The 12540-nt window shown below is 72.6% G+C and carries 14 protein-coding genes and 2 pseudogenes; 6 read left to right on the top strand and 10 right to left on the bottom strand.

The window, feature by feature from the left end; translation table 11 throughout:
* Positions 1–13 precede the first annotated feature (13 nt).
* A complete protein-coding gene (locus SCATT_RS28105; RefSeq protein WP_014152036.1) occupies positions 14–859 on the bottom strand; it encodes an alpha/beta fold hydrolase in 846 nt (281 codons plus the stop codon).
* A 97-nt stretch (positions 860–956) separates the two neighbouring features.
* Here SCATT_RS28105 and SCATT_RS28100 point away from each other — a divergent pair, with 97 nt between their 5' ends.
* On the top strand, positions 957–1907 hold the full coding sequence (locus tag SCATT_RS28100) for a LysR family transcriptional regulator (RefSeq protein ID WP_014152037.1): 951 nt from the start codon (positions 957–959) through the stop codon (positions 1905–1907).
* Positions 1908–1951: 44 nt separating this feature from the next.
* On the opposite strand, the gene SCATT_RS28095 is transcribed toward SCATT_RS28100, so the two are convergent.
* The 4 genes and pseudogenes from SCATT_RS28095 to SCATT_RS28085 all read right to left on the bottom strand — a co-directional run bounded on the left by SCATT_RS28095 (position 1952) and on the right by SCATT_RS28085 (position 5262).
* Positions 1952–2458: a DUF4232 domain-containing protein gene (locus SCATT_RS28095; protein WP_014152038.1), complete on the bottom strand. Its 507-nt coding sequence runs from the start codon at positions 2456–2458 to the stop codon at positions 1952–1954.
* Between the two features lie 405 nt (positions 2459–2863).
* Positions 2864–4087 (bottom strand): glycosyltransferase, encoded by a 1224-nt coding sequence (locus SCATT_RS28090; RefSeq protein ID WP_014152040.1) that lies wholly within the window; start codon positions 4085–4087, stop codon positions 2864–2866.
* 215 nt (positions 4088–4302) lie between these two features.
* Positions 4303–4374: pseudogene (locus SCATT_RS38715) on the bottom strand.
* Positions 4375–4461: 87 nt separating this feature from the next.
* Positions 4462–5262: a helix-turn-helix transcriptional regulator gene (locus SCATT_RS28085; protein ID WP_014152042.1), complete on the bottom strand. Its 801-nt coding sequence runs from the start codon at positions 5260–5262 to the stop codon at positions 4462–4464.
* A gap of 154 nt (positions 5263–5416) precedes the next feature.
* On the opposite strand from SCATT_RS28085, the gene SCATT_RS28080 reads away from it, so the two are divergent.
* Complete coding sequence (locus tag SCATT_RS28080; protein ID WP_014152043.1) at positions 5417–6172, top strand: SDR family oxidoreductase; 756 nt, start codon at positions 5417–5419, stop codon at positions 6170–6172.
* A gap of 81 nt (positions 6173–6253) precedes the next feature.
* Here SCATT_RS28080 and SCATT_RS28075 read toward each other — a convergent pair whose 3' ends face one another.
* The 3 genes from SCATT_RS28075 to SCATT_RS28065 all read right to left on the bottom strand — a co-directional run bounded on the left by SCATT_RS28075 (position 6254) and on the right by SCATT_RS28065 (position 8381).
* Positions 6254–6445 carry a hypothetical protein gene (locus SCATT_RS28075; protein WP_014152044.1) on the bottom strand — a complete coding sequence of 64 codons (192 nt, stop codon included), beginning with the start codon at positions 6443–6445 and terminating at the stop codon, positions 6254–6256.
* A gap of 125 nt (positions 6446–6570) precedes the next feature.
* Complete coding sequence (locus tag SCATT_RS28070) at positions 6571–7155, bottom strand: hemerythrin domain-containing protein (RefSeq protein WP_014152045.1); 585 nt, start codon at positions 7153–7155, stop codon at positions 6571–6573.
* A 26-nt stretch (positions 7156–7181) separates the two neighbouring features.
* Positions 7182–8381, bottom strand: a complete 1200-nt coding sequence (locus tag SCATT_RS28065) for a hypothetical protein (RefSeq protein ID WP_014152046.1) — start codon at positions 8379–8381, stop codon at positions 7182–7184.
* Positions 8382–8431: 50 nt separating this feature from the next.
* On the opposite strand from SCATT_RS28065, the pseudogene SCATT_RS40810 reads away from it, so the two are divergent.
* The 3 genes and pseudogenes from SCATT_RS40810 to SCATT_RS28055 all read left to right on the top strand — a co-directional run.
* Positions 8432–8923, top strand: a pseudogene (locus tag SCATT_RS40810) (alcohol dehydrogenase catalytic domain-containing protein); the annotation flags it as partial.
* 221 nt (positions 8924–9144) lie between these two features.
* Positions 9145–9549, top strand: a complete 405-nt coding sequence (locus SCATT_RS40625; RefSeq protein WP_322972897.1) for a zinc-binding dehydrogenase — start codon at positions 9145–9147, stop codon at positions 9547–9549.
* A gap of 51 nt (positions 9550–9600) precedes the next feature.
* Positions 9601–10590: a sigma-70 family RNA polymerase sigma factor gene (locus SCATT_RS28055; protein WP_014152049.1), complete on the top strand. Its 990-nt coding sequence runs from the start codon at positions 9601–9603 to the stop codon at positions 10588–10590.
* On the opposite strand, the gene SCATT_RS28050 is transcribed toward SCATT_RS28055, so the two are convergent.
* A complete protein-coding gene (locus SCATT_RS28050; protein WP_014152050.1) occupies positions 10543–10878 on the bottom strand; it encodes an STAS domain-containing protein in 336 nt (111 codons plus the stop codon). The two genes, SCATT_RS28055 and SCATT_RS28050, sit on opposite strands and share 48 nt — an antisense overlap.
* A 166-nt stretch (positions 10879–11044) precedes the next feature.
* Here SCATT_RS28050 and SCATT_RS28045 point away from each other — a divergent pair, with 166 nt between their 5' ends.
* Positions 11045–11605: a dihydrofolate reductase family protein gene (locus tag SCATT_RS28045; protein ID WP_014152051.1), complete on the top strand. Its 561-nt coding sequence runs from the start codon at positions 11045–11047 to the stop codon at positions 11603–11605.
* Between the two features lie 23 nt (positions 11606–11628).
* Here SCATT_RS28045 and SCATT_RS28040 read toward each other — a convergent pair whose 3' ends face one another.
* Complete coding sequence (locus SCATT_RS28040; protein ID WP_014152052.1) at positions 11629–12462, bottom strand: helix-turn-helix transcriptional regulator; 834 nt, start codon at positions 12460–12462, stop codon at positions 11629–11631.
* Positions 12463–12540: the final 78 nt, after the last annotated feature.

Genomic DNA, 12540 nt, shown 5'->3' with positions numbered 1-12540 from the left:
ACCCGGCACCGGCTCACGCCACCAGCGCCGCCGCGAGGTCGTCCGGCCGGGCCGCGAACGGGCTGTGGCTGCCGGGAAGGGTCCGGACGGTGAACGGGTCGGCGGGGAACGCCCGGTCGGCTTCGGCGACCATCAGATCCTGCGCGGCCGGGGCCAGCGCCCGGTCATCGGCGCAGCGCAGATACGTCCGCCGGAGGCGTCCCCAGCGCCGAGCGGTCAGGGTCACCGGGGTCGTCGGGACCGCCCACGGCAGATCGGGGGTGAGCGCGTGACGCCAGCGGTCGAAGCGGTCCGCGGGCGTGTCGTGGTAGTGCGTCCGCCGCAACTCCTCGACGTAACCGGGGTCCGGGGAGAGCGGATTGATCCGCACCGCGCCCAGCGCCTCGGGATCGCCGAGGGTGAGGCCGCCGCCCAGCGCGGTGGCGTTCTCCGGCGCGCCGAGGTAGTCGAAGAACCGCGGACGTCCGCCGGGCACGAACGCCGACACGTAGACGATCCGGTCGACCAGTTCGGGCGCCCGCTCCGCGGCCAGCGACGCCGGACCGCCGCCCGCGCTGTGCGAGACGAGCACGACGTCGCGGTAACGGCGCGACCGGCGCAGCGTGTCCAGCACGGCCTCGGCGCAGTCGTCCATCGTCACGGCGGCGAGCGGCGACCTCTCGGTCGACAGGCCGGGCTGGCCGGGCCGCAGGTATCCGCTGGGCAGCGGCGCGTCGAAGCCGTGCCCGGGCAGGTCGACGGCAACGCTCGCCGCGCCGAGCGCGGCCAGTGCGCGCTGTGTCGGCGCCCACTGCGCGGAGCTGTGCCAGGCGCCGTGCACGAGGACGAAAACGCTGCCGGACAAAGGGGTTTCGGTCATGCCCCCACCCCACACGGTGACGGAGATGTCATCCAGTGCGAGATCTGAGAAGCTGGTCGGCGATACATCGGGGATATCGCCGGGGAGGCGGCAGGCCATGGAAGCGCGCCACCTGCGGTACGCGGTCGCCCTCGCCGGACACCAGCACTTCGGCCGGGCGGCCCGAGCCCTCGGGATCGCCCAGCCGCCGCTGTCCAAGCAGATCGCCGACCTGGAACGCGAGGTCGGCGCCCGGCTCTTCGACCGCACCCGGCACGGGGTGTTCCCGACGGCCGCGGGGGAGGCGTTCCTCACCCGGGCCCGCCGGGCGCTCGACGAGATCGCGGCGGCCACGGTCGACGCGGGCCGGGCCGCGCGCGGCGAGACGGGCCGTCTGCGGCTGGGCTTCATCGCCTCGGCGCTGCTCGAACCCCTCCCGGCCGTGCTGGGCCGGTTCGGTCGCGAACACCCCGACGTCCGGCTGGAACTCCATGAAATGGCGACCAGCCGCAGCACCGCCGCCCTGGTCGCCGGGGAACTCGACGTGGCCGTCACCCTCGGCCCGCCACGCGGTGCCGGTGCCGAACACCTCGTCTCGGTACCGATCGGACACGACCACCTCGTCGCCGTCGTGAGCACCGCCCACCCCTACGCGGGCCGGCCGTCGGTCGGTGTCGGCCAGTTGCGGCGGCAGCCGCTGATCGTGTCGGCGGGTGAGGACGAACCCGCCGTGGCCGCCGGACTGCTCGCCTTGCTGGGCCGGGACTCCACCGCCCTGGCCGGCGCGACCGTCGCCCGGGACGTGCACACCATCATCGGCCTCGCCGCCTGTGGTGTGGGCGTCGGTCTGGGACCGTCGCGGATGCTGGCGGCTCCGCGGCCGGGAACCTGGTTCTGCGAGGTCACCCCGCGTACGTCCCTGCCCGATCTGGTGCTCTCCTTCGCCGCCCGGGACGACTCCCCGGTGCTGAGCGCGTTCCTCGACACCGTCCGCGTCAACTGCCCCGACGTCGGCGCCGCCCTCGACCACCGGATCCGCCCGCGTCCCACACGGCTCGCGGGCACCTGAGGCCGACGGCACCCAGGTGCCCGCGAGCGCCGTGCCGCGCGGGGTCAGGCCCCCGGCTGGACCGGGCCGACGACGGTACCGAAGTCGACGGTGAGCGGGCCGGAGGCGGAGGACTCACCGGGGATCACCCCGCCCGGAGCCTTGAGGGTGAAGGTCGTCCGCTCGGCGCGGGCACCGCCGGGCGAGTTGGGCACCTGGATGTCGAAGTGCACCGGGTGGCCCGGGCCGAACGTCACCTTCTTGTTCTGCTGACCGTAGTGGCCGGCGGTGACCCCGTCGAGCGCACCGTGGTGGTAGAAGCGCACGCCGGTCGGCGACCCGGCCAGCTGGCACGGCTCGTACCCGCGCGCCGCGGTCAGGGTGACCCGGTAGTGGCGGTGCCCGGCGGAGGGGCGGTCGACCGTGACCTTGGCGGTGTGGTTCGCCGGACGGCAGGCGGAGGGCGCCTGATGGCCGCCCGTGGGCGGCGCCGCCTGCGCCAACCCCGCCCCTGTCGCGCCCGCCAGCACGGTGACGGCGGCGATGACGGCGGTCTTCCGAGTGATGCCCATCACGGACACTCCGTTTCTCCTCGACGGCCCGGGGCTCTCCCGCCGGACCTCGTCACCTCCTTGCGTGCCCATGATCGTCCCGGACAATGTCATAGGACCGTCACGATCGCCCCGGCCGCCCGCCGCGCAACTCCCGCCACCGCTCAGGGCGTTCGCCATGGCGACGAGATGGGCGCGCAGGTCGGCGGGGTCGGCGGAGACGGTGCCCAGAACTCGGCGCGGGCCGCCGCCGGCAAGCGGGTGCGGGTGTCCTGCGAGCGGCTGGTGGCGCTCATGCCGGAATCACATCGCGGTCATCCAACTGGTTGGTTGCCAGGGAGTTGGTCGGCGTCCGGCTCCATGTGAACGAGCACGTCCTGGCCTGAGCACGCGCGGCCGGGGCCGCTGACGCGGGCTCCGGCGCCGTCACCCGGCGTTCCGGCCGGCCGCGTCGAGGAGCAGCTTCGCGGCCACCATCGCGCCGTCGGGGCGGATGGTGCCGGCCACGGCCTTCGCCCGCGCGCGGGTCTCGTCGGTCAGGGCCGTGGCGAGCGCGGCGGACAGGGAACCGACGGTCGGTGTCCTGTCGTAGTGGGCGGCGCCGATGCCCAACTCGGCCGCCCGGGAGGCCCAATACGGCTGGTCCGCGATCCGGGGGACCACCACCTGGGGCGCGCCGGCCCGGGCGGCCGTCGTCGTGGTGCCCGCCCCGCCGTGGTGCACGACGGCGGCCACCCGGCGGAACAGCGCCTGCTGGTTGACCTCCCCGACCACGAAGCAGTCGTCACCGTCGTCGACCGGGGACAGCCCCGCCCAGCCACGGGCCAGGACGACGCGGCGGCCGAGCGCCCGGCACGCTTCGACGGCCACCCGGGCGATGCCCTCCGGGGCGTGCGCGGCCATGCTGCCGAAGCCCACGTACACCGGCGGCGCCCCCGCGTCGAGGAACGCCGCCAGCCCCGCCGGGAGCGGACGGTCGTCGGGCAGGATCCACGCCCCGGTCTGCACGACGTCGAGATCCGTCATGCCCCGCGACGGACACAACGTCGCGTCCGCCGCCAGCCACGGCCGGCCGGTGAGGACGTGGTCGCGCACGTTGTCCACCGGCGGCAGGCCGATCGCCGTCCGATGGCTGTTGAGCGCCTCGCGGTACAAGCCGTTCACCCGCTGGGCGTCCTGCTCCCACAGCACCCGGTTGTCGGTCTCGCCCGGCGCGGACCGCCTGCCCGGCCGCGACCCGGGAGGGACGTTTTGTGACGGCAGCCCCAGGGTGTGGAAGCAGGCGAGCACGTAGGGGATGCCCAGTTTCTCGGCCACGTCCCGTGCGCCGGCCGGCATCAGGCCCGTCGCCAGCAACGCGTCACACCCCCGCGCCGCCGTGCCGAGCGTGGTGAACCGCGCCGCGACCAGCTCCGGGGCGAGCCGGAACGCGTCCTCCGCCGTCGGCGGCCTCGGGCCGGCGACCACCGAACGCACCGTCGGCCCGAGCGGCACCAACGGCACACCGGCACGCGCCAGCAACTCCGCGAACTCCTCGTCCGGCGGCGCGCACACCCGCACCCCCGCGCCCATCTCCCGCAACGCCACCGCCAGCCCGGCCAGCGGCTCCACGTCCCCGCGCGACCCCCACGACGTCAACAACACCCGCACGTCACAACTCCCATTCCCGCAGGTCCTGGCTTCCGGCCGCCGATTCTGCGGTACGACCGGGGCCTTGCCGCAAGCCCCCCGGTGCGCTATATGTTGAGAGTGGCGAGGAGTGGGTTCTCCTCGCCTTTTCCTTTCGGAGCCCGCGTGACCCGACAACGGGCCGCCGCGACACGACAAAGGCGCCCCCGTCTCGGTGACGAGGGCGCCTTTCGTGATGGAGCGCCCGGCAGGGCTTGCACCTGCATTTCCCACCGGTTGGTGGGCGTCTTGACTTGGACCACGAACGCCTGGCTCGCGTGCTGTGCACCCGAACGACATTGATCATACCGGAAGTTGGAGGCAGTCCGCGACCACGCCGTGGGCAGGTACCAGGCTCACCGCGCCGGCTGCCGCGCCTCGGTGTAGATCACCAGGGTCAGTTCGGGTTGGTCGGCCAGGTGGAACGCGGTGTAGGCGAACTCCACGGTCTCACCGCCCGGGCGCCGCAGCCGTTTGCGTCCGCTGTGCCGGACCTGTACGTCGTACCGCGGCCACCAGGCACGCACCTGCGGGCTGCCTGCCTTCAGCTCGTCGATGAGTTGTGTGTACCGGGGGTGGCCGGGGTGGCGGGCGGTGAGGGTGCGCAGCCGGGCGAGGAGGCCGCGTGCCTCGGTTTCCCAGTCGACCACGACGTCCCGGGCGGCGGGGTCGAGGAACGTCCAGCGGGCGAGGTTCGGCGTCCGGTCCGCCGCCGTGGTGAGGTTCGGGAACAGGTCGGCGGCTGCCTTGTTGTGGCTGAGGACGTCGTAGTCGTTGCCGATGACGTAGGCGGGCTGCGGCTGGAGGAGGTGCGGGACGGCCGCGACTTCCGGGGTGAGCGGTTCGGGTTCCCCGGCGGTGGCGGTGGAGGTGTGCCCGGCGAGGCGGAAGAGGTGGTCGCGCTCGGGACGGTCGAGCCGCAGTGCCGTGGCGAGGGCGTCGAGCACCTGGTCCGAGGCGCGGATGTCCCGGCCCTGCTCCAGGTACGTGTACCAGGTCGCGCTGATCCCGGCGAGCAGCGCCAGCTCCTCCCGGCGCAGCCCCGGCGTCCGGCGCCGGCCGGTGCTCGGCAACCCCACCTGGTCCGGGGTGAGCCGTTCCCGGCGGCTGCGGAGGAAAGCGGCCAGCTCACGGCGTTGATCCTGCGGTTGCCGCATCTCGGATGACACCTTCGGTTCCAGAATGAACGGGCTCTGTATACCAGGCTGAATCTATCCCAGACTGAACCCCGGGTGAGGCAGTACGGCTCCCGCCCCCGCCGCCGGCACGGGCTCGGCCCACCCGGCGCCCGACCCCAGGAGAAACAGACCCATGACAGACACCCGCACCACGGCACACCACCCCCTGGACAAGGTCGTCGCCATCACCGGTGCCGGCAGCGGCATCGGCCGGGCCACCGCCCTCGCCCTGGCCGAACGCGGAGCCACGGTCGTCCTCGGCGCCCGCAACGCCGACCGCGTCGAGCAAGTCGCCGCCGGCATCCGGGAAAACGGCGGCCGTGCCGTCGCCGTGCCCACCGACGTACGCCGCCGCGCGGACCTCGTCCGCCTCACCGACACCGCAGTGAGCGCATTCGGCCGCCTCGACGTGCTGGTCAACAACGCCGGGATCGGGCCCATCTCCCCACTGGAGGACCTGCGCGTCGACGAATGGGACGACATGATCGACGTCAACCTGCGCGGCGTCCTGCACGGCATCGCCGCCGCCCTCCCCGTCTTCCGCCGCCGCCGGGCAGGACACCTCGTCACCGTGGCCTCGACCGCCGCCTACCGCACCGCCCCCGGCCAGGCCGTCTACGCCGCCACCAAGACAGCCGTCCGCACCGTCTGCGAAGGACTGCGTCAGGAAGTCGGCGACCTGCGCGTCACCATCGTCTCCCCGGGCTTCGTCCACACCGACTTCGTCAACGCGGTCGCCGACCCCGACGCCCGCGCCGCCATGACGGCCCGCCGCGACGCCATCGCCATGGACCCCATCGCGATCGCGGACGCCATCGCCTACGCGATCGCCCAGCCGGACCAGATCGACGTCAACGAGATCGTGGTACGGCCCACCGCCCAACGGTGACGGCCGCCGCAACGACGACCAGGGCCCGCCCACGGCCCTTTCGGGCGACGAGGGGGCCACGGCGTCGTGGGCCCCCGGACCTCAGCGGAGACCGAACGGGCCCAGGTCGGTGCTCCGGCCCACAGCCGTGCCCCGGTACCGCTCGACCGTCTCGCTGTCCCGCACGTTCGGGCCCCGCCGGTGCGCCTCCGGATCGGTGTAACGCGCCAGCCGGCGCCGCCCGGAGAGCCCGTCACGCAGGAATGCCACGGCCCTGCTGAGGATGTTCGTCATGTCCCGCCCCCTACGTCATCACTTCGTACGGTAAGTGTGCACCACGGCAAGGACATTCACCCGCCGCTTGAGCGGAATCCGAGGTTCCCCGCCGTGTCACCGTGGACGCGGTGAGCAGCGGCAGGTCAGCGGTCCTTGCCGATGGTCCTGCGGATGGCGTCGCGGGTGCGGTCGGCGACGGCGGCGAACGGTCCGGCCAGCACGTTGGCGGTGGCGGATTCGACGCCCGGGTGGGGGTGGGTGGGTGCGGTGGCCTCGGCTGCCTTCAGGCTCTTGGCCATGGTCGCGAGCCGTCCGGCGTCGGCGGTGCGCCGGACGAGGGTGAACTCGTACCGTTCCTCGGCCCGGGCGTGTTCGGTCACCGCCTTGCGCAGGGCGAGGAGCCGGCCGGGGAACGCGGGGTCGTCGGTGCCGATGTCCTCCAGGCGGCGCAGCGCCTCCTTGGCCTGCCTCTCCTCCCGCAGCCGGTCCTCGACGATGTCGGCCCCGCCGTCCACGGCCCGGCGCAGGTAGGGGTGGACGATCTCCTCCTCGGCCGTCTCGTGGACGGCGAGCAGGCGTACCAGGCGCCGGAAGGCGTCGCGGCGTTGGTCGCCCTCGGAGCGCTCGACCTCGTCGAAGAGGGTACGGATCTCACCGTGCTGGGCGATCAGCAGCGCGACCACGTCCTGGTCGGGGTCGGGTGCCGCGGGGATGCCTTGGTGTGCCATGGGGTCCTCCAGCCGTACCGGGGTGGTCAGCGCTCACGCAGCGAGGGAACGGGGTGTTCGCCTTCGGTCTCGACGCGGTACTCACGGCCGAGCCGGTCCTGGTGCATCGACATCACACGGTCGCTCGGCGGCCGTTCATCCCCGTTGAGCGCGCGCTGCATCGCCTCGAAGCGCTCGTGGGCCTCGCGGACGTAACCGGCGCCCAGGGTGGTCAGGTCGAGCTGGTCGGCGATGAGTTCCCGCAGGTACGCCTTGTTGGGCTCGAAGGTGACCGGGGCGGGCAGCTCCGGAGCCAGGACCTCGGCCGGCTGGCGTCCGTCGTGGCGGCGCATCAGGTCGCAGGCGATGCGCAGGTGCTCCAGCTCCATGTTCAGGTGCAGCTCCCAGATCGCCTTGATCCTGGGGTCGGACTCGGTCTCCATGAACGAGTGGTACAGGTAGCATTCGTTGTACTCGTGGTTGACCCACTGCTCCCACCACGTCTCACCCGGGTCCACCAGGGACTCGTAGTGGGTGACGTGCTCCTCCTCGATCAGCCCGATCTCCTGGTAGAGCTGGCGGGCGATCGGCTCCATGTAGGTGGGGCCGGTGTTCATGTAGAAGTTCATCGTCTGCTGCTCGGCCGACATCACGGTCAGCGCGTGCAGTTTCGACAGCGGGCTCGCCTTGGTGCGGTCGTACGGGTCGCGCACGTTGTCCAGCGGGTCACGGTGGTGCAACGCCGTCGGGCGGCCGGGCATCACCTCGGTGAGCCGGTCGACGACCTCCTCCGCCTTGCGGTGCTCGATCATCTCGTACAGGTTGGCGTACCGGTACAGGTGGTCGAAGTCCTCCAGCACACCGAACTGGTACGCCTGCCGCAGATACGGATCCGGCTCCATCCGGGCCACCCACGCGGTCAGGTCCACCGCCACCTGCTCGTAGGCGATGGTGGTCTCCAGCACCGAGGAGACACCCGGCAGCAGCCAGTTCACCACCTTCTGCTGCTGCGCCTCCATGTAGCGCAGCTGGGCCAGCCGCCGTTTGACCTCCGGGTCCGGACAGTGGCGGGCGAACTGGTGGCTGAAGAGGATCGCCTCCACCTCGATGCCGTTCATGGTGATGATCCGGCACCGGGTGTACGGGTCGCAGTGGTCCGGGTCGATGGGCTCCACGTTCAGCTCACGCCAGTTGCGCACCTGATGGTCGAGCGGGATGCCCCGCTGCTCCAGGGGGTTGAACGCCATTGTGCCCTCCGCACGAGATGGTTGGACGGGTCCGCGAGGCCGGGTAGCCCATGAGCGGGCAGCGCAAACGGTCCGCTTCCGGCCATGGCGTGCCGTCGCCTGGCGCCAGCCTGGCATCCCGGCCCGGCCGGACCGGGCCGACGGTCCCGCCCCGCGCCGCCGATCACCTGGACGGCGCACCACACCACGACGCGTGCGGGAATTCCCTGATCAGCTCGGGTGTTGGCCATCGGCGTCAGCACCAGTCGGGTGGAAGGCCCTTCGTGCGCGCCATACAGATCGACCGCTTCGGCACCCCCGACGTCCTCCGCGTCGCCGACGTCCCCGAGCCCGGGCCGGACACCGGGGACGTCCTGATCCGGGCCGTCGCCACCAGTATCAACCCCGTCGACGACAAGACACGTGAAGGGCTCTTCGGCGACGGCATACCGCCGGCGCCGATCACGCTCGGCTGGGACCTGGCCGGCATCGTGGTCGACGGCGGCGGCAGCGGCCTGCGCCCCGGGGAACGCGTGGTCGCCATGTCGCACCAACTCGGTTCCGGCCGGGGCACCTGGGCCGATCTCGTCGCGCTGCCGGCCCATGCCGTCGCCCTCGCCCCGCGCGACGTCAGCCTGGCCGAGGCCGTCACCTTGCCGCTGCCCGGGCTGACGGCCTGGCAGACCTGGACCGGCTCGCGGTCCAGCCCGGCGAGCGGCCGCTGGTCGCCGGGGCGGCCGGCGCGGTCGGCGGGCTGGCGTTGCAGATCGCCCGGGCGCGTGGTGTGCGGGTCGACGCCCTGGTCTCCCGGGAGGCGCAGTCCGCCTTCGCCCGCGAGCACGGTGCCGGCGTGGTCACCACCGACCCCCACGCCCTGCGGGGCCGCGACTACGACGCGGTCTTCGACACCTTCGGCGCGTTCGTCACCGACGCGGTGGCGGACGGCGGCCGGTACGCGTCCGTCGCCACCCAGGCCGGCCCGGTGCCCGACCTGTCGTCGCGCGGCGTGCGCACCACCGTCAACCAGGTACGCGAGGACGGCCCCGCACTGCGCCGGCTCACCGAACTGGTCGACCGCGGCTCGTTGACACCGCGTGTGCACGCCACCTTCGGCCTCCAGGAGATCCACGCCGCGCACGCGCGCTTCGCCCGGGGCGGCCCGTCGGGAAAGATCGCCGTACTCTTCTGAGGCGTCCGCCGAGCGCCGGGCGTTGTCCGACCCGGCGGCTATGGTGCTGCCGTGTCTGTGACCCGAGACCGTGATGACGTCATCGAGCAGCTCGAACCGTACCGGCGGGAGCTGACCGGCTACTGCTACCGCATGCTCGGTTCGGCGTTCGAGGCCGAGGACGCGGTGCAGGAGACGCTGGTCCGCGCGTGGTCCAAGTTCGCCGGTTTCGAGGGGCGTTCGGCGCTGCGCACCTGGTTGTACCGGATCGCGACCAACGTGTGCCTGGACATGGCGCCGGCCGCGCAGCGCCGTGCCCGGCCCATGGACCTCTTCTCGCCCGGCTCCGCCACCGCGCCCGACCTGGCGCGGCTGGAGGAACGGATCTGGGTGGGGCCGGTCCCGGACGAGCGGGTGCTGCGCGGTGACCCCGCCGAGGTCGCGGTGGAGCGGGAGACGATCCGGCTGGCGTTCGTCTCCGCGTTGCAGAGGCTCCCGGCACGGCAGCGCGCCGTGCTCGTCCTGCGTGAGGTGCTGGCCTGGTCGGCGGCGGAGACCGCCGAGCTGCTGGAGACCACCGTCGCCTCGGTCAACAGCGCCCTGCAACGCGCTCGGGCCACGCTCGCCGAAGGCAAGGTGCCGGCGAGCGACCCGGCCGAACCGCTCGACGAAGGGCAACGGGCGCTGCTCGCCCGGTACGTCAGCGCCTTCGAGGCGTTCGACATCGACGCCCTTACCGCGCTGCTGCACGAGGACGCCGTCCTCAACATGCCGCCCTACCGGCTGTGGCTGCGCGGCATCGATCAGTTGCGGGCGTGGTGGCTTGGTACGGGTTCCGGCTGCCGGGGTTCGCGGCTGGTGCCCGTCCGGGCGAACGGGACGCCCGCGTTCGCCCAGTACCGGCCCGCCGAGGACGGCGACGGCTGGACGCCGTGGGGGATAACGGTGCTGGAGATCACCGACGGCAGGATCGACGTCATGACCAACCACATGGACACCGAGCGGCTGTTCCCGCTATGGAACCTGCCGACGCGGCTGACCGCCGACGCCGCCGGGGTCTGACGCGTCGTCCCCGTAGCCGAAGCCCTCCTCCAGACCGGTGAGCGCCAGCAGCAGCCGCAGCCGCGGCGAGGCCCCGCGCAGTACGAGATCGCACCCCATGCGCCGGGCCGTCGTCCGCAGCCGTGCCAGATGGTCGAGGTCGGCCGGGGTGGGCCGGTCGGCGGCGGAGACATCACAGACCACGACCACCGCCTCCGGCCGGTCCGCCAGCGACGCGGCCAACTGGTCGCACAGGAAAGGCCCGGCCCCACAACGGAGCTGCCCCACCGTGAACACCACAGTCGTCATACCCGTTCGGACCGCCCGGGCGCCCTCGACTCATCGGTGCGACACCGAACGTCCCGGGGGCCGCGAAAAAACTCCGGGAAACACCGCCGAACAGCGATGAGTTGTGCCGGGGCGCCCCGTCCCACCAGATGAAGCGACCGATACCCGACCCTGCTGGGAGGAACACATGAGGAAGATCACCGCCGGGATGTTCATCGCCGCCGACGGCGTCGTGGAGAGCCCCGACAAGTGGCACTTCCCGTACTTCAACGACGAGATGGGCGCCGCCGTGACCGCGCAGCTCGGCACGGCCGACACCATCCTGCTCGGCCGTGTCACCTACGACACCTTCGTCGGCGCGTGGCCGGCCCGGGAGGCCGCGGACGCGGACGACGCCATGGCCAAGTCCCTCGGCGACGCCCGCAAGATCGTGGTCTCCCGCTCCCCGCTGGAGTTCACCTGGCGCAACTCCGAGCAGCTCCAGGGCGACCTGATCGAGTCCGTCACCAAGCTGAAGGCGGAGCCGGGCGGCCCCATCGCCTTGTCCGGCTCGGTCTCCGTCGTCCGCCAGCTGCTGGCCGCCGGACTCATCGACGAACTCCACCTGTTCGTCCACCCGATCGCGGTCGGCCGTGGCCTGCGCCTCTTCGACGACACCGCCGACCCCGTCCCCCTCAAGCTGCTCTCCTCCGCCGCCTTCACCACCGGCGTCCTGCACGTCGTCTACGGCCCCGCCGACCAGGCGTAGCCGTACGCCCGGACCCGGCCGGGTCAGGTCCGCCGCGTGGTGGGCGGTGCCGTCATGGAGGCGAGGAGGCGGAGTTTCTCGTCGGTGTCGCTGCCCTGGTCGGCGTAGTAGACGACGAGGAGGAGGTCGGCCACCGGGAGTTTGTCGCGGTGGAGGTGGAGCTCGCCGACGACGGGGTGGTTGACGGTGATGGTGCCGCCTTCGAGGTTGCGGATGTCGTGGCGGGCCCACAGGGTGCGGAAGCGCTCGCTCGACAGGGCGAGTTCGCCGATGAGTTCCACGAAGCGGGGGTTGTCGACGTCGTCGCCGATGGATTTCCGGAAGGCGGCGACGAACCCTTCCGCGGCGCGTGTCCAGTCCTGCTGGAACGCCTGCTCCTCGGGGTCGAGGAGCAGCGATCGCAGGCGGTTGTGCCCGGGGGGCAGGCGTGGGGAGAGGGCGACCGCGAGCTGGTTGGAGGCCAGCACGTCGAACGCGCGGCCTTCGACGAACGCGGGAACCTGGACGCTTGCCAGCAGGTGGTGCAACCGCGCGGGTACGCGTTCGGGCTTCCGGCGCCGCCGCGGCTTGGGGCGCGGGGCGGTCAGGCCGAGCAGGTATTCCTGCTCCGGCTCGTCCAGGTGGAGGACCCGGGCGAGCGAGGCGAGGACCTGGGGTGAGGGGTTCTTGTCCCGGCCGCGTTCCAGCCGCAGGTAGTAGTCGGCGCTGATGCCCGCGAGCATGGCGACCTCTTCCCGGCGCAGCCCCGGAACGCGGCGGTTCCCGCCCGCCGCGAGCCCGGCCTGCTCAGGGGTGACCAGTGCCCGCCGGGCGCGGAGGTAGCCGCCGAGCTGGTTGGCGCGGTCGTCGTCGCTCATGTCCGGCATCGTAGTTCAGGGCCCCTCGGCGAAGGGGGGTCCTGGCAGGACCTGGGAAGACAGGGGCACTGCCGGCGG

The sequence above is a fragment of the Streptantibioticus cattleyicolor NRRL 8057 = DSM 46488 genome (assembly GCF_000240165.1).
GTDB lineage: Bacteria > Actinomycetota > Actinomycetes > Streptomycetales > Streptomycetaceae > Streptantibioticus > Streptantibioticus cattleyicolor.
The sequence above is the reverse complement of the archived record's forward strand: the minus strand, read 5'-3'. Positions and strand labels throughout refer to the sequence as shown.

Excerpts from the sequence above, each read along its gene's own strand:
- SCATT_RS28095 (WP_014152038.1), bottom strand. The coding sequence starts at position 2,458 with ATGGGCATCACTCGGAAGACCGCCGTCATCGCCGCCGTCACCGTGCTG.
- SCATT_RS28085 (WP_014152042.1), bottom strand. The coding sequence starts at position 5,262 with ATGCGGCAACCGCAGGATCAACGCCGTGAGCTGGCCGCTTTCCTCCGC.
- SCATT_RS28075 (WP_014152044.1), bottom strand. The coding sequence starts at position 6,445 with ATGACGAACATCCTCAGCAGGGCCGTGGCATTCCTGCGTGACGGGCTC.
- SCATT_RS28080 (WP_014152043.1), top strand. The coding sequence starts at position 5,417 with ATGACAGACACCCGCACCACGGCACACCACCCCCTGGACAAGGTCGTC.
- SCATT_RS28065 (WP_014152046.1), bottom strand. The coding sequence starts at position 8,381 with ATGGCGTTCAACCCCCTGGAGCAGCGGGGCATCCCGCTCGACCATCAG.
- SCATT_RS28040 (WP_014152052.1), bottom strand. The coding sequence starts at position 12,462 with ATGAGCGACGACGACCGCGCCAACCAGCTCGGCGGCTACCTCCGCGCC.
- SCATT_RS28045 (WP_014152051.1), top strand. The coding sequence starts at position 11,045 with ATGAGGAAGATCACCGCCGGGATGTTCATCGCCGCCGACGGCGTCGTG.
- SCATT_RS28050 (WP_014152050.1), bottom strand. The coding sequence starts at position 10,878 with ATGACGACTGTGGTGTTCACGGTGGGGCAGCTCCGTTGTGGGGCCGGG.
- SCATT_RS28070 (WP_014152045.1), bottom strand. The coding sequence starts at position 7,155 with ATGGCACACCAAGGCATCCCCGCGGCACCCGACCCCGACCAGGACGTG.
- SCATT_RS28100 (WP_014152037.1), top strand. The coding sequence starts at position 957 with ATGGAAGCGCGCCACCTGCGGTACGCGGTCGCCCTCGCCGGACACCAG.
- SCATT_RS28105 (WP_014152036.1), bottom strand. The coding sequence starts at position 859 with ATGACCGAAACCCCTTTGTCCGGCAGCGTTTTCGTCCTCGTGCACGGC.